Annotated in this window: 16 protein-coding genes; 6 read left to right on the forward strand and 10 right to left on the reverse strand. The window is 64.9% G+C overall.

Annotated features, from left to right (window positions below; all coding sequences use genetic code 11):
- Together BRAS3843_RS28900 and BRAS3843_RS28905 are read left to right on the forward strand one after the other, a co-directional pair.
- On the forward strand, nt 1–210 hold a 210-nt coding region (locus BRAS3843_RS28900; protein WP_035983135.1), incomplete at its 5' end, for an isoprenylcysteine carboxylmethyltransferase family protein.
- Nucleotides 207–1829 (forward strand): DHA2 family efflux MFS transporter permease subunit, encoded by a 1623-nt coding sequence (locus BRAS3843_RS28905; protein ID WP_008972684.1) that lies wholly within the window; start codon nt 207–209, stop codon nt 1827–1829. The genes BRAS3843_RS28900 and BRAS3843_RS28905, both read left to right, overlap by 4 nt.
- Here the strand turns inward: BRAS3843_RS28905 and BRAS3843_RS28910 are convergent.
- The 3 genes from BRAS3843_RS28910 to BRAS3843_RS28920 form a co-directional block, all read right to left on the reverse strand.
- The gene (locus BRAS3843_RS28910; protein ID WP_008972685.1) at nt 1758–2519 is read right to left on the reverse strand and encodes a sulfate transporter family protein; all 762 of its coding nucleotides are present in this window, start codon (nt 2517–2519) and stop codon (nt 1758–1760) included. The genes BRAS3843_RS28905 and BRAS3843_RS28910 overlap by 72 nt on opposite strands.
- A gap of 73 nt (nt 2520–2592) precedes the next feature.
- A complete protein-coding gene (locus BRAS3843_RS28915) occupies nt 2593–4002 on the reverse strand; it encodes an MFS transporter (protein ID WP_008972686.1) in 1410 nt (469 codons plus the stop codon).
- Between the two features lie 212 nt (nt 4003–4214).
- Nucleotides 4215–5141, reverse strand: coding sequence for a LysR family transcriptional regulator (locus BRAS3843_RS28920; protein ID WP_008972687.1), 927 nt, complete (start codon nt 5139–5141; stop codon nt 4215–4217).
- Nucleotides 5142–5254: 113 nt separating this feature from the next.
- On the opposite strand from BRAS3843_RS28920, the gene BRAS3843_RS28925 reads away from it, so the two are divergent.
- Both BRAS3843_RS28925 and BRAS3843_RS28930 read left to right on the forward strand, forming a co-directional pair.
- Nucleotides 5255–6433 carry a CoA transferase gene (locus BRAS3843_RS28925; protein WP_008972688.1) on the forward strand — a complete coding sequence of 393 codons (1179 nt, stop codon included), beginning with the start codon at nt 5255–5257 and terminating at the stop codon, nt 6431–6433.
- Nucleotides 6430–7377 carry a hydroxymethylglutaryl-CoA lyase gene (locus tag BRAS3843_RS28930; RefSeq protein ID WP_008972689.1) on the forward strand — a complete coding sequence of 316 codons (948 nt, stop codon included), beginning with the start codon at nt 6430–6432 and terminating at the stop codon, nt 7375–7377. Before BRAS3843_RS28925 ends, BRAS3843_RS28930 begins: the two co-directional genes overlap by 4 nt.
- Nucleotides 7378–7383: 6 nt before the next feature.
- Here the strand turns inward: BRAS3843_RS28930 and BRAS3843_RS28935 are convergent, their stop codons facing one another.
- On the reverse strand, nt 7384–9885 hold the full coding sequence (locus tag BRAS3843_RS28935) for a heavy metal translocating P-type ATPase (protein WP_008972690.1): 2502 nt from the start codon (nt 9883–9885) through the stop codon (nt 7384–7386).
- Nucleotides 9886–9938: 53 nt separating this feature from the next.
- Here BRAS3843_RS28935 and BRAS3843_RS28940 point away from each other — a divergent pair, with 53 nt between their 5' ends.
- Nucleotides 9939–10214: a metal-sensitive transcriptional regulator gene (locus BRAS3843_RS28940; RefSeq protein ID WP_008972691.1), complete on the forward strand. Its 276-nt coding sequence runs from the start codon at nt 9939–9941 to the stop codon at nt 10212–10214.
- Between the two features lie 22 nt (nt 10215–10236).
- Here the strand turns inward: BRAS3843_RS28940 and BRAS3843_RS28945 are convergent, their stop codons facing one another.
- On the reverse strand, nt 10237–11211 hold the full coding sequence (locus BRAS3843_RS28945; protein ID WP_008972692.1) for a YiiX/YebB-like N1pC/P60 family cysteine hydrolase: 975 nt from the start codon (nt 11209–11211) through the stop codon (nt 10237–10239).
- Nucleotides 11212–11407: 196 nt separating this feature from the next.
- On the opposite strand from BRAS3843_RS28945, the gene BRAS3843_RS28950 reads away from it, so the two are divergent.
- The gene (locus tag BRAS3843_RS28950) at nt 11408–12823 is read left to right on the forward strand and encodes an FAD-dependent oxidoreductase (RefSeq protein WP_008972693.1); all 1416 of its coding nucleotides are present in this window, start codon (nt 11408–11410) and stop codon (nt 12821–12823) included.
- A gap of 135 nt (nt 12824–12958) precedes the next feature.
- Here BRAS3843_RS28950 and BRAS3843_RS28955 read toward each other — a convergent pair whose 3' ends face one another.
- The 5 genes from BRAS3843_RS28955 to pheS all read right to left on the reverse strand — a co-directional run bounded on the left by BRAS3843_RS28955 (nt 12959) and on the right by pheS (nt 18845).
- On the reverse strand, nt 12959–13903 hold the full coding sequence (locus BRAS3843_RS28955) for an MBL fold metallo-hydrolase (RefSeq protein ID WP_008972694.1): 945 nt from the start codon (nt 13901–13903) through the stop codon (nt 12959–12961).
- Nucleotides 13904–13937: 34 nt separating this feature from the next.
- A complete protein-coding gene (locus tag BRAS3843_RS28960) occupies nt 13938–14714 on the reverse strand; it encodes a sulfite exporter TauE/SafE family protein (protein ID WP_008972695.1) in 777 nt (258 codons plus the stop codon).
- Complete coding sequence (pheT, locus tag BRAS3843_RS28965; protein WP_008972696.1) at nt 14711–17119, reverse strand: phenylalanine--tRNA ligase subunit beta; 2409 nt, start codon at nt 17117–17119, stop codon at nt 14711–14713. The genes BRAS3843_RS28960 and pheT overlap by 4 nt, the downstream gene beginning before the upstream one ends.
- Nucleotides 17116–17601, reverse strand: a complete 486-nt coding sequence (locus BRAS3843_RS28970; protein ID WP_008972697.1) for an endonuclease domain-containing protein — start codon at nt 17599–17601, stop codon at nt 17116–17118. Before BRAS3843_RS28970 ends, pheT begins: the two co-directional genes overlap by 4 nt.
- Before the next feature lie 161 nt (nt 17602–17762).
- Nucleotides 17763–18845: a phenylalanine--tRNA ligase subunit alpha gene (gene pheS / locus BRAS3843_RS28975; RefSeq protein WP_008972699.1), complete on the reverse strand. Its 1083-nt coding sequence runs from the start codon at nt 18843–18845 to the stop codon at nt 17763–17765.
- Between the last annotated feature and the right edge of the window lie 42 nt (nt 18846–18887).

Below are 18887 nucleotides of genomic sequence, written 5' to 3' on the forward strand. Positions count from 1 at the left end.
CCGGGCAGGCCGCTGGTGGCGGAGGGGCCCTACCGCTACATGTCGCATCCCAACTATGCCGTCGTCGCGACGGAGATCGCACTCCTGCCGCTTGCCCTACATCTGCCGTGGGTCGCACTCATATTCTCGATTCTGAATGCAGGCATGCTGGCGGTCCGTATCCGGGCCGAGCAGCACGCGCTTGCCGAGATCGGGGGGCAGGTCGCATGAACAGCCAATCCGCGTCGCAGCCGATGCCAAGCCTCGCCACTTGGCTCGGCTTCCTGCTGATGTGCCTTGGCATGTTCATGGCGATCCTGGACATCCAGGTCGTCGCGACCTCGCTGCCGACCATCCAGGACGCGCTCGGTATCTCGCCGGAGGCGATGAGCTGGGTCCAGACCGCCTATCTGATCGCGGAGATCATCGCGATTCCGCTCACGGGCCTTTTTACCCGAGTGTTCAGCCTGCGCTGGCTGTTCGTCGCCGCGGTCAGCCTGTTCACGCTGGCGTCGTTCGGCTGCGCACTGAGCGTCAGTTTCGAGATGCTGCTGGCCTTTCGCGTGCTGCAGGGCTTCTCTGGCGGCGTGTTGATTCCGGCGGTGTTCTCAGCCGTCTTTCTATTGTTTCCCTCACGCCTGCATGCCGTCGCCACTACGATCGCCGGCGTCGTGGCGGTGCTGGCGCCGACCATCGGCCCCGTGGTTGGCGGCTACATCACCGACACCTGGTCTTGGCCGTGGCTGTTCCTGATCAATGTCGCGCCGGGCATCGTGGCCGCATCGGCGACGCCCCGGCTTCTGCCGCGTCAATCGACCGATTTCGCCGAACTGTCCAAGCTCGACATTCCCGCCTTGGCATTGTTGGCGGTGGCGCTGACAAGCCTCGAGATCGGATTGAAGGAGGCGCCGGAACGCGGCTGGCTGTCGCCGAACTGCCTCGCGCTGCTGGTGCTCAGCGGCTCGAGCCTGGTTCTGCTGGTTCAGCGCACCCTGTTGGCCGCGCATCCGATCGTGCGGCTTGCGAGCCTCAAGCGGCGCAGCTTCGCGATCGGCTGCGGTCTGAGCTTCTGTCTTGGCGTCGGGCTGTTCGGTTCGGTCTACCTGATGCCGGTGTTCCTCGCCTTCGTTCGCCACCACAGCGCCTTCGAGATCGGCATGATCATGCTGGTAACCGGCGTGGCGCAGCTGCTCGCCGCGCCCTGCGTGACCCTGCTCGAGAGCCGCGTCGACGCCAGGGTGTTGGCCGCCTTCGGCTTCGCGCTGTTCGCGGCCGGTCTCGGAATGAGCGCGTTTCAGCCGCGCACCGCCGACTATGCCGAAATGTTCGGGCCACAGGTGATCCGCGGCATCGGCACCATGTTCTGCTTGCTGCCGCCGACGCGGATCGCGCTTGGCGATCTGCCGCAGTCGGAGGTCGCCGATGCCAGCGCGCTGTTCAACCTGATGCGGAATCTGGGCGGCGCCATCGGCATTGCGCTGATCGACACGATCATCTACGGCCGCCTCAGCATCCATGCCGCCGATCTGCGCGACCGGCTGCTGGCTGGTGATGTCTCGGCCGCCAATGCGATCGGGCTGCAGCCCGAGCTTCTGCTGCACCGGCCGCCGGGGATGCCTGATGAAGCGACCATCGCCTATGTGCGGCCTCTGGTCGAAAAGGCCTCGCTCGCGCTGTGCGTCAACGAGGCCTGGGCGTTGCTGGCGGGCGTGTCGTTGTTCGCGTTGCTGATCCTGCTGTTTGCGCGTGAGCGCGAGACGGTTGCGGAGGCGCCAGTGTCAATCGCGCTGGAAGCTCCCCGCCACACTGCGACGAGACGGCTCGATCAGCTCGGGCCGCGGCCCCGATAGCCGCTTGTGCATGTGGACCATGAACGCCATGCCGAACAGCGGCGTGGCGAGATTGACGATCGGGATCGAGACGAAGGCGGCAATGATCAGTCCCGCGGTGAACACCGTCGCCGCGTTGTCGCGCCGCATCGCCTTGGCTTCAGCCGGCGATCGGAACCGCATCGCCGCCAGCTCGAAATATTCCCGGCCGAGCAGCCAGGCTGCTGCAACAAAGAAGATGGCAAAACCCGCGCCCGCCAGGAACACGAAGGGTAGTGCGATCAAATAGACCAGGATGGTGAGGCCGGCGGTCTTCAGCCCTTCCTGCATCGCGAGCCCGAAGGGGAGCGCGACGCCAGGCCGTTCCGCGGGATAGTATTCGCGTTCGACATGCTCGGCGACCTCGTCGACGAACAGGCTCGCCACGACCGAGGTGATCGCCGGCATCAGCATGATGCCGCCGAACACGACACCGAACCCGGCGGCAATCGAGATGATCCAGGCCAGCACGTCGAGCGTGGTGTGGAAATTCGGGCCCAGCATGGCCTCTGCCCAGCCTTCGCCGGCCGTTGCGAGCCAGCTCAGGAACCGTTGCAGGCCGATCGCCAGCACCGTGACCAGGACCAGCGCAAGTCCGACCGATCGCCACAGGATGGAGCGCATCGGCGGCGACAGCATTTGCGAAAGCGCCTTCACGGCGGCGTCGAACATGGGATCCGGACCTCTCTCATAAGCCAGCCAGAGAGGTAGACATGTCAGCCGCAGCCGGCAAGGGCGCCGAAAGTCACGCCGCGAGCGGCTTGCCGCGCACGTTCGGGCCGAACAGCGCCATCGCCAGAATGACGATGATCATCGCCGCCGTAATGAGGCCGAACACGCCTCCAACTCCCGTCTCACGCAGCATGTAGGCGACGATAAAACCCGAAAATGTCGCGCTGACGCGGCTCATCGAATAGACCACGCCCGAGGCGCGGGCACGGATCGCGGTCGGAAAGACCTCGGTCTGATAGGCGTGGTAGGCGTAGGACATGGTCATGTTGGACGTCGTGACCAGTACGCCGCTCGCGATCAGGAGCGCCGGTTCGCTGAACTGCGAGAAGGCGATACCGAATACCGCGATCGCGGCGGCCGCGCCGCAGATGATCCATCTGCGCTCGCACCGGTCTGCAAAGGTCGCAGCCAGCAGTGGAGCGATCGGGTAGGCGAAGGCGATGATGAACGAATATTGCAAGCTCTTGGTGACCGTGATGCCCTTTTCGAGCAGCAAGGTGGGAACCCAATTGGCGAAGCCATAGACACCGAAGGCCTGGCAGAGATTGAAGATCATGAACAGGATGATGAGCGGCGCATAGGCCGGCTTGAAGATGTCAAAAAATCCGGCTGTGCGGATAACCGCCGAAGGACGCCCCTCCGCGACGATGCGCGGCGAAATCGCAGCTCCAGTCGCGGCTTCCAGCTTGCGCAGGACGGCGACGGCTTCGGCCTCGCGGCCATGGCGCGCCAGCCAGAGCGGACTTTCTGGCAGATAGAGCCGGACTATCCAGACTGCCAGGCTTCCGACGGCACCGATCAGCACCACCCAGCGCCAGCCATCCCATCCAAGCGGCCCAATGGGCACCAGCCACCAAGCCAGCGCGGCCACCACCGGCACGGCCGTGAACATGACCGCCTGGTTGATCGCGAAGGCGCGTCCGCGCATCCGGCTCGGCATCAACTCCGTGAGATAGGCGTCGATGGTGATGACCTCGACCCCGATGCCGATGCCGGCGACGAAGCGCCAGAACAGCAAGCCGGCGGATGTGGTCTGGCAGGCCATCACCACCGATGCTGCCGTATAGGCCAGGAGTGCCCAGGTGAAGATCGATCGCCGGCCAAACCGATCGGCAAGAAAGCCGAGAAAGAAAGTGCCGACGAAAAGGCCCGCAAATGTCGCGGCGACAAACGCGCCGATGCCGGAGAAGCCGAAGAAGGCCTGCGTGGTTGTGGTCAGCAGGCCGCTGCGATTGAGACCGGGCGCGATATAGCCGGTGAAGAACAGGTCATAGACCTCGAACCAGCCGCCAAGCGATAACAGCACGACGAGTCGCCAGAGATAGCCTGACGCAGGCAGGCTCTCCAGCCGCCGTGAAATCTCGCTTGGTCCCGCGGGCGCTGTTGAAAGGTCGAGCCCGGTGTCGATACCGACGGCACTCATCGTGATCCTCCCCTGGACATAGCCGCGGCTCTTGCCGCCAGCTGCTTCCCGTCGTCCTTCTTGGCGAGGACGGACCGGCAGGCCCATGTTTGGGTGGGAGCAAGGTAGAAATCCAGACGAACATATCGAAGGAAGCGTTCGAGAAAAGCGAAGGCTGAGCGGGTGCTCCAAACACTGCCGGTGTGTCCGCTCTGCGCTCTTTCAAAGCCGCGCTAATACAGCAGCCTGGCCTGCCAGCCACCGCGGCCGACCTGATCGGCGATCAAGGTGAGGATCAGCCGTCGCATCTCTTCCATGGCGTAGGTCATCGGGCGATTGCGCAGCCGGCACAGATAGAGCGTGCGTGTGAGCGTGGGCTCCACGACCTCGCGCGCAACGAGGGTGCCCGCCGCAAGCTGCTCCTTCACGAACAGCCGGGTCGCGATCGCACAACCGAGACCTGCGAGCAGCGCGCCAATGGTGCCGCTGATCGAGTTGAGATGCAGGATCGCTTTGGCCTCCAGCCGCTTGAGCAGTACGGGATCATCCAACAGGGCCCGCGAGGACAAGCCGTGCAGCAGCATGATCTGCGGCAGCTGCGCGAGCTCGTCGAAACGCATCGGCGCCTTGCTCCTGCCGATCAGCTTGGCCGTGCCGACGCAGACCATCTGCTCCTCCAGCACGGGCTCGGCCACCAGCTCCTTCTCAGCCGGGGGATTGTAGACCAGCGCCAGATCGACCTCGGATGCCATCAGGTGCAGCAGCGTCGCGCCGGAAAGGCTCTCGGTCAGAGACAGCTTCAGATTGGGGTATTTGGCGAGCACGGCCTGCATCAAGGCGACGCCGATCGCCTTCATGCCGGAGTTGGCCATGCCGATCGAGATCTCGCCCGCAATGCTGGTGCGTCCTTCCTTGATCTCGCGCTCGGCGGCAGCCATTGCGCGAAGGATGATGCGAGCATGCTCGTAAAGCCGTTCGCCTGCCGCGGTCGGCTCCATCCCGCGCGGCTTCCGTTCGAACAAGGGCGTGGCGAACTCAGCCTCGAGATTGGAGATGTGATGACTGAGCGCGGATTGTGCGACGCTGGTTTGGTCCGCCGCCCGTGACAGGTTGCGCTGCTCGTAGACCGCGATGAAATAGCGGAGCTGCCGGGAGTCCATAATCCGTCCGCGAGCTGTGTTCTAAAATGGCGAACGTCCTGTTCAACACTTTATAATTTTCAGATGCCTACGGGAAGCCTAACCTCCGGGGCCAGACAACGGAGGAACACGCCATGACGGGATCGGGCCTGCCGCTTCAAGGTGTCCGCGTCGTCGAAATGACCCATATGGTCATGGGCCCGACCTGCGGCATGATCCTGGCTCAGCTCGGCGCCGAGGTGATCAAGGTGGAGCCGCCGTCCGGAGACAAGACGCGCACCCTGGGTGGAATGGGCACTGCGTTCTTTCCCCTGTTCAACCGCGGCAAGCGCAGCGTGGTGTTGGATCTCGCGCGAGCCGACGACCGCGAGACGATGCATCGGCTGTTGGCGACGGCCGACGTGTTCCTGGAGAATTTCCGGGATGGCCAGTTGGAGAAACAGGGATTAGGTGCCGACGACCTGCGACGCCGGCATCCGCATCTCATCATTGCGGGCCACAAGGGCTTCCTGTCCGGGCCATACGAGCATCGCCCGGCGCTGGACGAAGTCGTGCAGATGATGTCGGGGCTCGCGGCGATGACCGGCACCAAGGACAGGCCGCAGCGCGTCGGCTCCTCGGCCAACGACATCATGGGCGGCATGTTCGGCGTGATCTCGATCCTCGCCGCGCTCTACCAAAGGCGCGATGGCCGCACCGACGGGGCCGACATCCGCATCGGCCTGTTCGAGAACTGCCTGTTCCTGGTGGCGCAACATATGGTCCAGTACGAGATGACCGGGGTGAAGCCGCTGTCGATGCCGGAGCGCGAGCACGCCTGGCCGATCTACGACATCTTCGAGACCGCGGGCGGACAGCGCATCTTCATCGGCGTCGTCACCGAAGGCCATTGGCAGAGCTTCTGCCGGGAATTCGGCCTGATCGAGTTGCTCGAAGATCCGGCGCTCGCCACGACGACTGATCGCATCCTGGCGCGCGGCCGCATCATTCCGCAGGTCGCCGACGTCGTCAGGCGGTGGGATGCGACAGAATTGTCGGCGAAGCTCGATGCGCTCAATATCTGCTTCTCGCCGATCAACCGGCCGGAAGATCTGTTCGACGACCCGCATGTGCTGCGACCGGGTGGGCTCGTCCACAATTTCAATGCGGATGGCGCATCATTCCGCGCGCCGGCGCTGCCAATCGAATGGAACGGCGCCAATTTCGGTGACGGACTGAAAGTCCCCGCGCTCGGGGCTGACACGGCGGCGATCCGCGCCGAACTCGATGCGCGGCCGACATCCGTCGGCAAGCACGCAGGAGGTTGCGCATGAGCGAGGCTGTACGGATCTATCCGGAAGGGCGCGTCACCTTGCGTGAGGTCGGCCTGCGTGACGGCCTGCAGCTCGTCAAGCGCTTTCCATCCACTGCCGCCAAGCAGCGCTGGCTGCGCGAGGAACACGCCGCGGGCGTGCGCTGCTTCGAGGTCGGCTCGTTCCTGCCGGCCAAGACCTTTCCGCAATTCGCCGATGTCGGCGAGATGGTCGCGACCGTCGCTGAGCTACCCGGCGCGCACGGCATTGCGCTGGTGCTCAATGAGCGCGGTGCGAACGATGCGCTCGCCTCGCGGGTGCCTGAAATCGCCTCGGTGGTTTCGGCGACCGAGGAGCACAGTCAGGCCAACGCCCGCCGCTCGCGTGCTTCCGCACTCGACAACATCAGGCGCCTGTGCGAGCTGCGCGACGCCAGCGCGCATCGGCCGATCGTGCACGCCGCGATATCGATGGCGCTGGGTTGCTCGATCACCGGCGCGGTCGAGCCCGCCGAGGTGCTGCGTCTGGTCGATCAATGCTTCGAGGTCGGAGCCGACGCGGTTGGAATTGCTGACACCGTTGGCTTCGCAGGTCCCAAGCAGGTCGGCGAATTGACTGCGGCCGCCGTCAAGCTCGCCGGCGACAGGCCAATCTGCGTTCATCTGCATGACACCCGCGGCATGGGGATCGCCAATGCCTCGGCCGCGATCGACGCCGGCGCGCGTATTCTCGATGGCTCGCTCGGTGGGCTCGGCGGCTGTCCGTTCGCCCCCGGCGCCACCGGCAATGTCGTGTTCGAAGATCTCGTCTTCCTGTGCGAGAGCAAGGGCTTCGCGACCGGCATCGACATCGAGCAGCTGATTGCCGTGCGTGCCATCCTGCGCGAAGCGATGCCGGATGAGCCGCTCTATGGCGGCATCGCGCGCGCCGGCCTGCCCCGTCCGATCGGGACGAGGGCAGCCTGATACGTCCTACAGTTTGGTCGCTCGCAATCGCAACGCATTGCCGACCACGCTGACTGACGACAGCGACATGGCTGCCGCTGCAATGATCGGGGACAGCAGGATGCCGAAGGCGGGATAGAGGATTCCGGCCGCGATCGGGATGCCGGCCGCATTGTAGATGAAGGCGAAGAACAGGTTCTGGCGGATGTTGCGCATCGTTGCGGCCGACAGCCTGCGCGCCCGTGCGATGCCGCCGAGATCGCCTTTCAGCAGCGTCACACCGGCACTTTCCATGGCGACATCGGTCCCCGTGCCCATGGCGATGCCGACATCGGCCGCGGCCAGCGCCGGCGCGTCGTTGACGCCGTCGCCAGCCATGGCCACGACCTTGCCCGCCGCGCCCAGCCGCGCCACGACGGCACTCTTCTGATCCGGCAGCACCTCCGCTTCGACCTCCGCGATGCCTATCCTGCGGGCGACCGCCGTTGCCGTCGTGCGGTTGTCGCCGGTCAGCATGATCACCTCGATGCCGTCCTCGGTCAGCGCCTTCAGTGCATCCGGCGTCGATGCCTTGATCGGATCGGAGATCGCGAACAGCGCGGCCGGCTTGCCGTCGACGGCCATGGTGATGACGGTGGCGCCGTCGCTGCGCAGCCGCTTGCTCTCGACGCCGAGCGTGTCGGCGATGATGCCGAGCGATGCGAGATAGGTCGCGGTGCCGAGCACGATCGATCGGCCGTCGACCGAGCCTTGCGCACCCTTGCCGGTCGGCGCGTCGAAGCCACTGACCTCGCTGAGTGCGACTTTGCGCTCTTTCGCGTGCCGCACGATCGCGTCCGCCAGCGGATGCTCGCTGGCCCGCTCCACGCTGGCCGCGAGCCGTAGCACCTCGTTCTCGTCGAAGCCGGGCGCGGTCACGATTCCCGTCACCTTCGGCTTGCCTTCGGTCAAGGTGCCAGTCTTGTCGACCACCAGCGTGTCGACCTTCTCCATCCGCTCCAGCGCCTCGGCATTCTTGATCAGGATCCCTGCCTGGGCGCCGCGGCCGACGCCGACCATGATCGACATCGGGGTCGCAAGCCCGAGCGCGCAGGGGCAGGCGATGATCAGCACGCTGACGGCGGCGACGAGGCCATAGGTGAACCGCGGCTCCGGCCCAAAGCTGTACCAGGCGACGAATGCGACGACCGCAGCCGCAATCACCATCGGCACGAACCAGCCGGCGACCTGGTCGGCAAGCCGCTGGATCGGCGCGCGGGAGCGCTGCGCTTCGGCGACCATCTGGACGATCTGCGACAGCAGCGTGTCGCGCCCGACCTTGTCGGCGCGCATCACGAAGCCGCCGGACTGGTTCAAGGTGCCGGCGATGACATGCGCGCCCTCTTCCTTGGTCACCGGCATGGACTCGCCAGTCACGAGCGATTCATCGAGCGACGAGCGGCCGTCGAGGATGGTGCCGTCGACCGGAACCTTCTCGCCCGGACGCACGCGCAAGCGGTCGCCGACCTGCAGTTGGTCGATCTCGACCTCGTGGTCCTGACCGTCCTCACTGATCCGCCGCGCCGTCTTCGGCGCCAGCTGCAGCAGCGCCTTGATCGCGCCTGAGGTAGCCTCGCGCGCGCGCAGCTCCAGCACCTGTCCGACCAGCACCAGTACGATGATGACCGCCGCGGCCTCGAAATAACTCGCGACCGCGCCGCCATGATCACGGAACGTCGCCGGAAACACCTGCGGCGCCACCGTCGCAATCACGCTGTAGACATAGGCGACGCCCGTGCCCATAGCGATCAGCGTGAACATGTTGAGATTGCGCGTTTGCAACGATTGCCAGCCGCGCACGAAGAAGGGCCAGCCGGCCCACAGCACCACCGGGGTGGAGAAGACGAGCTGGATCCAGTTCGACGTGACCGGATCGACGAGGCCATGATCGCCGCCGAGCAGGTGCCCGCCCATCTCCAGCACAACCACGGGCACCGCAAGCAATGCGCCGATCCAGAGACGGCGCGTCATGTCGACGAGCTCGGGGTTCGGCGCGCTGTCGAGGCTGACGATTTCGGGCTCCAGCGCCATGCCGCAGATCGGGCAGCTTCCGGGGCCGACCTGGCGGATCTCCGGATGCATCGGGCAGGTGTAGATCGTGCCGGCCGGCATCTCCGGCGGCGGCTCTTTCTTTTCGAGATATTTTGCGGGATCGGCCGCGAACTTGGTGCGGCAGCCGGCCGAGCAGAAGTGGAAGGTCTGGCCGCGATAGTCGAATCGATGTTTCGACGTGGTCGGGTCGACGCTCATCCCGCAAACGGGGTCCAGCACCTTCGTGTCGGTCGCCGGATGATGATGGTGATGGCCGCCGCAGCAACTCGCGCCGGCGGCAGGCGTTTCGCCCGCGGCATGATTGGTGCAGCAGGACTCTTTGGAAGACTCCTTGGCAGCTGCGGCGGGCGCTGTTTCGACGGCTGCGGCCTTGGATCCGCAGCCGCAGCCCGCGGATTCGCCGGCTGCCACTGAATACGTGTGTTGGTTTTCCGACATTGCTGTCCGACTCCGGACTTGTAACCCATACCCTGTAGGGGTATATATGCCGAATGCGGAAAGACATCAAGACATCTTGTCAGAAACGGTTGAGCCGGATCGAAGGCCAGGTTCGGGGCCTCTCGAAGATGGTCGAGGACGACCGTTATTGCATCGATATCGTCACGCAGATCTCTGCGGTACGGGCCGCATTGCGCCGGGTCGAGGAAGAGATCCTGCGCGATCACGTTGCCCATTGCGTCGAGCACGCCATCGCCTCGGGCGACAAGGCCGATCAGCGGCAGAAGATCGCGGAATTGATGGACGTCATCGGCCGTTCCGACCGGTAGCGGGAAGGGACGATGCTGCGGCCTAGACCATTGTCTCGCGCTTGCGGGCACGGCACTCCGGCGCCTCGGCGCGGATGTGATGCGCCAACAGATAATGCTCGGTAACGGTCACGCGCTCGATCACCCCAGCGTCTGCGTTCATTTGCTCAGCCGCAGCCGGCGCTTCTTCGTCAAGCGCCTCAGGAATGAGCGGCGGCGCTTTGAGCGCCTCTGGAAACACACCGAACTCGCCCGCTACCTCCGCGAGCGGCTTCTGTTTGTCGGCCCAATGCAGGGTCGTGTAATCGAATCCGTTGACGATGGTCGGCTTCACGATCTCGAAATAGGGTGAGATGTCGAAGTCGCGCGGCATATAGAGCGACGAATCGCGGATGTGCAGGATCTCGCGCTTGGCCCGTTTCGAGCCCGCACGCGTGATCTTCGGCAGGATCGGATAGCGCACCGCATCGAAGGCCTGTGCGATCAGCGCCGAGCAGATCATCTTGGTGGGATCGCCGGATCCGAGCGCAATCATGCGTCGCCGCCAGCGCTGCGGGACCGGCAGCGGGAACAGATAACGCATCAGGTCGACGATGTTCTTGGTGTCGTAGCCGAAGCCGATGCGATTGATGGCATAGCGGCACACGGTATGGCGATCCTCGAAGGTCAGACCGACCGGCCGGCAGATGCGGGTGTGGTAACTAAAGTATTTCGACAGCGGAGCCGAGATCACGCCCTCATCGACATAGGCTTCGACCAGCACATGCGGTTCGCCGTCGGGTTCGACCGCGCCATCGATCGGTCCGACATAGAGCGCCGCGTGCGACCAGGTCGACTGCGTCAGATATTTGATGATGCCCGAGATGCGGCTGTTGCCCTCGACGAGCAGCACGTCGCCGGGCTGGACATCGTTGCGCAGATTGTCCGGATCGCTCGGCGTGAACGGCTCATAGCCCGGAACCTCCTTCTGGAGGTAAGCGGCAAGCAGCTTGCCGATCTGATCGAGCATGACGCCCATGGCGGTCAGTCCCCCCAAGCGGCCTTGTTCGGCTGCTTTTCCCTGTCTCTATCATGGTCGACTGCGGTTGCAATTTGGTTCATGATGGGTGTCGCTTCAACCATGGTTGATTTACCATGACGGTTGCCGCACTGCGTTGGAGGCGGCTAAGGTCTCGCCGCGTTCCCTGTCTTTCCAAGCTTTCGGAAACCATGACATGACTTTCACGCGCCGCGGCTTTCTCGCCGCGTCGGCGGCGCTGGCGACGACGCCGATGCTCGGCAGCGGCGCTCGCGCTGCGACGGCGCCGCGCGACGCCGATATCGTGGTGATCGGGGCAGGTGCGGCCGGCATCGCCGCAGCCCGGCGCGTTGTCGCGGCCAATCGCAAGGTGCTGGTGCTCGAGGCCTCCGGCCAGCTCGGCGGTCGTTGCCGCACCGATCCGGCGACCTTCGGCGAGCCATTCGATCGCGGCGCGCGCTGGCTTTACAATCCCGACGGCAATCCACTTGCGAAGCTGGCCCGCGCGGCCGGGCTCGACATCATGGCTGCACCCGTCGGGCACAAGATCCGCGTCGGCCGTCGCAATGCGCGGCCGGGCGAAACCGAGCAGTTCCTGGCAGCGCTGGTGCGCGCCAAGCGTTCGATCGATGATGCCGGTCGCGGCAAGCTGGATACATCCTGCGCCGCGGCTCTGCCGAAGGATCTCGGCGACTGGACCGGAACGGCGGACTTCGTGCTCGGACCCGCGACGACGGGCAAGGACCTCAACGAGCTCTCGGCCATGGACAAGACGCGCGCGCAGAATCGCAACGCAGCGCTCGCCTGTCGGCAAGGTCTCGGCACGCTGGTTGCCAAACTCGGCGAGCAGTTGCCGCTGGCGCTGTCAACGCCCGCGACGCGCATCGTCTGGACCAATCGCGAGGTGGTGGTGGAGACGGCGTCAGGCCGCATCGCCACGCGCGCGATCATCCTGACCGTCTCGACCAACGTGCTGACGTCAGGGACGATCAAGTTCACGCCGGAACTGCCGAAGCGGCAATTGGACGCCGCCGCCAAGCTCAGCCTCGGCAGCTATGACCGTATCGCGCTGCAGATCGCCGGCAATCCGCTCGGTCTGTCGCGCGACGATCTGATCATCGAGCAGAGCAGCTCGACCCAAACCGGCCTGTTGTTCGCCAATATCGGTGGATCATCGCTGTGCACGATCGATGTCGGCGGATCCTTCGGACGCGACTTGTCGTCACAAGGCGAGGCGGCGATGGTCGCCTTCGGCAAGGAATGGCTGACAAAGCTGTTCGGCAGCGACGCGGCCGCTGCGGTCAAGGCATCGGCCGCAACGCGCTGGAACGCCGCGCCGACCATTCTCGGCGCGATGTCGGCGGCCGTGCCTGGCGGCCAGGGCTCGCGCAAGATCCTGACCGAGCCGCTCGGCCCGTTGTTCCTCGCCGGCGAAGCCACCCATGAAATCATGTGGGGCACAGTTGACGGCGCGTGGGAGTCCGGTGAGCGCGCCGCCGAAGCCGCCTTGCGCAGGATCGGTGCGTTGAAGGAACCCGAGCCGGTCGAAGCTGCGGAACCAAGACGGCCACGGCGGCGCGGCTCAATCCGGTCCGCATCGCCGATCGACTAAAGCGCGATGAGAACAGGCTGAACCGTCATCGCGCTCTAGGTGTTTGAGCATGATCTCCGCGCGAACGCGTTCCGCGTTTGTCGCGAGGGAAAACCGCTTCGCACTTTTCCGGATCATGCTCTAGCTCCGGCCGGCTCACACCGGCAGCTTGAGCTCCATCAGGTCCTTAGCCACGACGATGCGGCCGGAGTAGCTGGTCTTCACGTCGCGCGTCCAATCGTCATCGGTGACCTCAGGATCATCGCCCGGCACGAAGTGACTGAGCACGAGGGTCTTCACGCCGGCGGCTGCAGCGATGCGCCCGACATCCGCCGTCGATGTGTGGCTGTCCATCAGATGCTTCTTCAGCGTTGCGCCGTTCTTGGTCTTCAGCACCAGGCGATCGACTGCGGGAACGTAGAGACATTCATGCACCAGCACGTCGGCGCCCTTGGCGAACTCCGCAAGCTTGGGATTGTAGGCGGTGTCCGACGAGAACACGATGACGCCGTCCGGCGTCTCGAACTTGTAGGCGAAATTGTCGGTAATCGGTGGGTGCGGGGTGCGGGACGCCGTCACCGTCACGTCCTCGGTCTTCAACACCACGCCGTCATCGTTGATGTCCTTGGCAATCAGGAGCGGACGTGGATCAGGGCGGCCTTCGTCCTCGATGCGGGTTTCGACGTCGAACTTGTTCAGCTCCCAGAAGCTGCGCGTCATCGCTTCCAATCCCTTTGGCCCAAAGGACCGGATCGGGGTCGACAGGCCTGCCGCCCAGGCATTGTAGAACAGGTTGCCATATTCCAGATTGTGATCGGAATGGTGGTGACTGATGAGGATGTATTTCACGGACGGGAGAGGAACGCCGGCGCTGACCAGCTGACGGCTGACGCCCATGCCGCAATCGATCACGAACGGTGTGTTGTTGACCACGACGAGATTGGCCGGATTTGCGGCGCCGACACCGACGCGCGGGCCGCCCTTGGTGCCGAGGAAGACGATGCGCGTGCGCGGCTTGGGCGATTGCGCAAGCACCCCTGGCGCGGCGAACGCGCCCGCAGCGCCAACCGCAAGCGTCAGTAGGCTGCGACGATCGATCATGGTCTCCTCCTCAACTTTTCAGTTGAGGCGAACACTAGCCGCGACCCAGCACCCCGTCGAGAGCAGGAAGTCCAAAGACGACGGCAAGCGCGATCAGCACATAGCAGATGGCGCGAAACACACGCTCGCTGGCGCGCCCGAACAGGGACGCACCAAAGAACACCCCGATCGCGTAGATCGGTCCGACCAGCAGCGACAATCTGAGTGAATCCCAGGTGATCAGACCGCTCAAGGCGTAGCTCACCATCGAGAAGAAATCGGACGCGCCAAAGAACAGCAGGATGTTGGCGCGCGCGATCTTCGACGGGATCGGTCGCCCCAGCCAATAGCCGACGATCGGCGGCCCGCCGGTCTGGGCAAGCCCGCTGCAGAAGCCTGAGATGCCGCCGACCGCAACCGACAGGGCCGTGTACTCCTTGCCGCGGTAGCGCCAGCCCGACAGCAGCAGGGCAAGCAATGCGATGACGAAGCCGGAAATGATCCATCGCGTCGTGACGGGATCGAGCCGGCTCAGGAAATACGTGCCGGTCGGCACTCCGATCAGCGCGCCGGCGACGATCACGGCAGTCGCCTTGCGATCCGCCTCTTGCCACGCCTTCGGCACCAGCGGTGCGGCCGATACGAAGTCGATGACGAGCAGCAGCGCCGCGACCAGACGAGGTCCGGCCACGCTGCTCGCGAGCGGCATGAAGATCAGCGCCGCGCCGAAGCCGGAGAAACCGCGGGCCGTCGCGGCAATGAACGCGATCACGCAGAGCGCGATCGCAGCGGAGGGTCCGACATCACCTGGGATGAGCCCGGACAGGCTCATCCGCGCAACACGCCGCCGGTCTTCTTGGCAACCTCGGCGGTGATCTTGGCGCCGACCGCGTCGATCTCCTCGTCCGTCATGGTCTTGTCGCGCGGCTGCATCGTCACGGCGATCGCGATCGATTTCTTGCCGTCCTCGATGCCCTTGCCTTCATAGACGTCAAAGACCGAGACCTCGGTGATCAGCTTCTTGTCGGCACCCTGTGCGGCCCGCACGATGTCGCCGGCCTTCATGGCGCGATCCACGATGAAGGCGAAGTCGCGCGACACCGGCTGGAACGGCGAGAGCTCAAGCACAGGCTTGGCGCGGGTCGGCTTCTGCTTCGCCGCAGGGATACGATCCAGAATGACTTCGAAACCGACCAGCGGACCGTCGGCCTTGAGCGCCTCGAGCGTACGCGGATGGATCTCACCGAACGTGCCGAGCACGTTCTGCGGCCCCATCTGGATGGTGCCGGAACGTCCAGGGTGCAGCCAGGCCGGACCACCGGGCACGATCTGCAATGCGGCCATCGGCGCGCCGGCGGCAGCCAGCACGGCGAGTGCGTCGGCCTTGGCATCGAAAGCGTTTGCAGCTTGTGATCCGGTCCAGTGCCGGCCAAGCCCCTTCGCGCTGGCGAAGCCACGGCGGACGCCGCTTGCCGCCATGAACTGATCCTCCGGCCGGTCGCCTTTGAAGATCTGGCCGACTTCGAAGATCGCGGCATCGCCAAAACCGCGATCGGCATTGGCCTGCGCTGTCGCGATCAGCCCGGGCAGAAGGCTCGGGCGCATGTCGGAGAGATCGGAGGCGATCGGGTTCGCGAGCGCAAGCTCAGGCTTGCCGCCGCCGAACAGTTCGGCGGCCGGCTTGGAAATGAACGACCAGGTCACCGCTTCGACCATCCCGCGCGTTGCCAGCGCGCGCTTGGCGCGACGGGTGCGCAGCTGGATCGGCGTCAGCACCGGCTTGCGCGGCGCCTCGCCGCGCTCGAACGGCGTCTCCGGCACCTTGCCGACGCCGACCATGCGCACGATTTCTTCGACGATGTCGGCCTTGCCGTGAACGTCGGTGCGCCAGGACGGCACCGCGATCTTCACCACCGGGCCAGAGCCCGCCAGCATGAAGCCGAGATGGCCGAGGATGCGCCGCATTTCAGGCAATGGCACGTCGATGCCGGCGAGCCGCTTCACCTCGGTGAGCGGAAAGTCGATCACCCGCTCATCGCCGTACGGATTGCCGACCACGACATTGTCCGACGCCGTGCCGCCGCACAGCTCCAGCACCAGCTTGGTCGCCATTTCGAGCCCCGGCACCATGAAGGCCGGATCGACGCCACGCTCGAAGCGATAGCGCGCATCCGAATTGATGCCGAGCTTGCGGCCGGTCTGGGCGATGTTGATCTCGTTCCATAGCGCCGATTCGATCAGCACGTCGGTGGTGGTCTCGTCGCAGCCGGAAGCCTCGCCGCCCATGATGCCGGCGAGCGATTCGACTGCGTGATCGTCTGCGATCACGCAGATGCTGCTGTCGAGGGTGTAGGTGCGGCCGTCGAGCGCAAGCAGGGTCTCGCCATCATGGGCACGGCGCACGACCAGATTGCCCTTCACCTTCTGGGCGTCGAACACGTGCAGCGGCCGCGCGCGGTCGAAGGTCATGAAGTTGGTGATGTCGACCAGTGCATTGATCGGCCGCAGCCCGATCGAGGTCAGCCGCTGCTGCAGCCATTTCGGCGAGGGGCCGTTCTTGACCCCGCGCACCAGCCGCAGCGCGAAACCGGGGCACAGCTTCTCGTCCTCGACCGTGACCTTCACCGAACAGGGGAATTCGCCCTTGATCGGTTTGATCGCGGGATCCTTCAGTCTGCCCATGTCGGCGGCCGCGAGATCGCGCGCGATGCCGTGCACGCCGGTGCAGTCCTGCCGGTTCGGCGTCAGATTGATTTCGAAGACGGGATCGCCGAGCCCCGCCCATTCGGCGTACGGCTTGCCGATCGGCGCATCCGCCGGCAGCTCCATGATGCCGTCATGATTCTCGGAGATTTCGAGCTCGGCCTCGGAGCACAGCATGCCGCGGCTCTCGACGCCTCTGATCGTGCCGACCGACAGCGTGATGTTCTTGCCGGGAATGAACGTGCCCGGCGCCGAGAACACGGATATGAGGCCGGTGCGCGCGTTCGGCGCGCCGCACACCACCTGCACCGGCGCGGCGCCGTTGCCGGTGTCCACCATGCAGACGCGCAGGCGATCGGCGTTGGGGTGCTGCTCGGCCGAGATGACACGCGCGATCGTGAACGGCGCCAGCAGCTTCGCCTTGTCCTCGAGATGCTCGACCTCGAGCCCGATCATGGTGAGCTTGTCTGCGAGCTTCTCGACCGGCTCATCGGTGTCGAGATGGTCCTTCAGCCAGGACAGCGTGAATTTCATGGCTGTATGCCTCGAGTCTTACTTGACGGTGTTGTTTGTTGAACTCTCTTCGGATCTTGCGCCGTTCTCTCCGCTCCCTCCCCCCTTGTGGGGAGGGTTTGGGAGGGGGGTAAGCCGCGGGCACGAACGAGGAGACTCTGGCGAACTGTCTCAACGACGGCCTCGAGGTTCGAGGTCACCTGCTCATTGGTGAAGCGGAGAACCTTGAAGCCTTCGCACACAAAAAAGGCGTCGCGTTCGGCGTCTCTCGCTTGCCGGTCGGCAAAATCGTGAGACTCGCCGTCCGGTTCGATGACGAGTTTCGCGGAGAAGCAAACAAAGTCCGCGATGTAGTTGCGAAACGGCACCTGGCGGCGGAAGCCTGCACCTTCGATCCGGTCCGCCTTGATGTAACACCACAACAGCGTCTCGGCGCGCGTCATCGCCTGACGAAGCTGCTTCGCTCGACCGCGTTGGCGCTCGCTGACAACTGCGTGCGGCATGCGTGGTTACCCCCCTCCCTGACCCTCCCCCACAAGGGGGGAGGGAACGGAGAGAGCATTGTGCTGGAGACAATTGGCCGTGACACCCCCACCCCAGCCCTCCCCCGCAAGCGGGAGAGGGAGCCGCAGCACCCAATTGGTGAGATCGAGGCCGCCAGCGGTCACGAACTCAGTCCCCCCGCGAGCGTCGGCACTTCGAGCGGCTTGAAGCCGTAATGCGACAGCCAGCGGACGTCGCCATCGAACAGCTGGCGCAGATCGCTCATGCCGTATTTGAGCATCGCGATGCGGTCGATGCCCATGCCCCAGGCAAAACCCTGATACTCGTCGGGATCGAGCCCGCAGGCGCGCAGCACGTTCGGATGCACCATGCCGCAGCCGAGAATCTCCAGCCAGTCCTCGCCCTCGCCGAAGCGGATCTCGCCCTTGTCGCGGCGGCACTGGATATCGACCTCGAGCGACGGCTCGGTGAACGGAAAGAACGACGGCCGGAACCGCATGTTGATGTGGTCGACCTCGAAGAAGGCCTTGCAGAACTCGTGCAGGATCCATTTGAGGTGACCGAGATGCGAGCCCTTGTCGATGACGAGCCCTTCGACCTGGTGGAATTGCGGCGTATGCGTCGCATCGGAATCGATGCGGTAGGTGCGGCCCGGGCAGATCACGCGGATCGGCGGCTTTTGGGTGAGCATTGTGCGCACCTGCACCGGCGAGGTGTGCGTGCGCAGGAGCATGCGCGACCCGTCCTCCTTCGGATTGAAGAAGAAGGTGTCGTGCATCTCGCGGGCCGGATGGCCCTCCGGGAAGTTCAGCTTGGTGAAGTTGTAGTCGTCGGTCTCGATGTCAGGACCTTCGGCAATCGCAAAGCCCATATCGGCGAAGATCGTGGTGAGCTCGTCCATCACCTGGCTGAGCGGATGCACCCTGCCCGCCTCCGCCGGCGTGTCCTGCAACGGCAGCGTCACGTCGATAGTCTCGGCGGCCAGCCGTGCGTCGAGCGCGGCGGCCTTCAGCACGTCGCGCCGAGCTGCAAGCGCCTCGCTCACCTTGTCCTTGGCGAGGTTGATCGCCGCGCCTTGGGTCTTGCGCTCGTCCGGCGACATCTTGCCGAGTGTCGACAGCAGCGCCGAGATCGAGCCTTTCTTGCCGAGCGCCGCGACGCGCACGGCTTCGAGCGCGGCTTCGTCGCCAGCGGCGGCAATCTGGTCGAGGATCGAGACTTCGAGGCTCAATAGGTCGGACACGGTCAATCTCCGCGAAAAGGCGGCTGGTTGTGGCTGCACGCC

The sequence above is a fragment of the Bradyrhizobium sp. STM 3843 genome (assembly GCF_000239815.1).
Classification (GTDB): Bacteria; Pseudomonadota; Alphaproteobacteria; order Rhizobiales; family Xanthobacteraceae; genus Bradyrhizobium.

Bases quoted from the DNA above. Each gene is read 5' to 3' on its own strand.
- BRAS3843_RS28905 (WP_008972684.1), top strand. From the start codon at position 207: ATGAACAGCCAATCCGCGTCGCAGCCGATGCCAAGCCTCGCCACTTGG.
- BRAS3843_RS28910 (WP_008972685.1), bottom strand. From the start codon at position 2,519: ATGTTCGACGCCGCCGTGAAGGCGCTTTCGCAAATGCTGTCGCCGCCG.
- BRAS3843_RS28915 (WP_008972686.1), bottom strand. From the start codon at position 4,002: ATGAGTGCCGTCGGTATCGACACCGGGCTCGACCTTTCAACAGCGCCC.
- BRAS3843_RS28920 (WP_008972687.1), bottom strand. From the start codon at position 5,141: ATGGACTCCCGGCAGCTCCGCTATTTCATCGCGGTCTACGAGCAGCGC.
- BRAS3843_RS28925 (WP_008972688.1), top strand. From the start codon at position 5,255: ATGACGGGATCGGGCCTGCCGCTTCAAGGTGTCCGCGTCGTCGAAATG.
- BRAS3843_RS28930 (WP_008972689.1), top strand. From the start codon at position 6,430: ATGAGCGAGGCTGTACGGATCTATCCGGAAGGGCGCGTCACCTTGCGT.
- BRAS3843_RS28935 (WP_008972690.1), bottom strand. From the start codon at position 9,885: ATGTCGGAAAACCAACACACGTATTCAGTGGCAGCCGGCGAATCCGCG.
- BRAS3843_RS28940 (WP_008972691.1), top strand. From the start codon at position 9,939: ATGCGGAAAGACATCAAGACATCTTGTCAGAAACGGTTGAGCCGGATC.
- BRAS3843_RS28945 (WP_008972692.1), bottom strand. From the start codon at position 11,211: ATGGGCGTCATGCTCGATCAGATCGGCAAGCTGCTTGCCGCTTACCTC.
- BRAS3843_RS28950 (WP_008972693.1), top strand. From the start codon at position 11,408: ATGACTTTCACGCGCCGCGGCTTTCTCGCCGCGTCGGCGGCGCTGGCG.
- BRAS3843_RS28955 (WP_008972694.1), bottom strand. From the start codon at position 13,903: ATGATCGATCGTCGCAGCCTACTGACGCTTGCGGTTGGCGCTGCGGGC.
- BRAS3843_RS28960 (WP_008972695.1), bottom strand. From the start codon at position 14,714: ATGAGCCTGTCCGGGCTCATCCCAGGTGATGTCGGACCCTCCGCTGCG.
- pheT (WP_008972696.1), bottom strand. From the start codon at position 17,119: ATGAAATTCACGCTGTCCTGGCTGAAGGACCATCTCGACACCGATGAG.
- BRAS3843_RS28970 (WP_008972697.1), bottom strand. From the start codon at position 17,601: ATGCCGCACGCAGTTGTCAGCGAGCGCCAACGCGGTCGAGCGAAGCAG.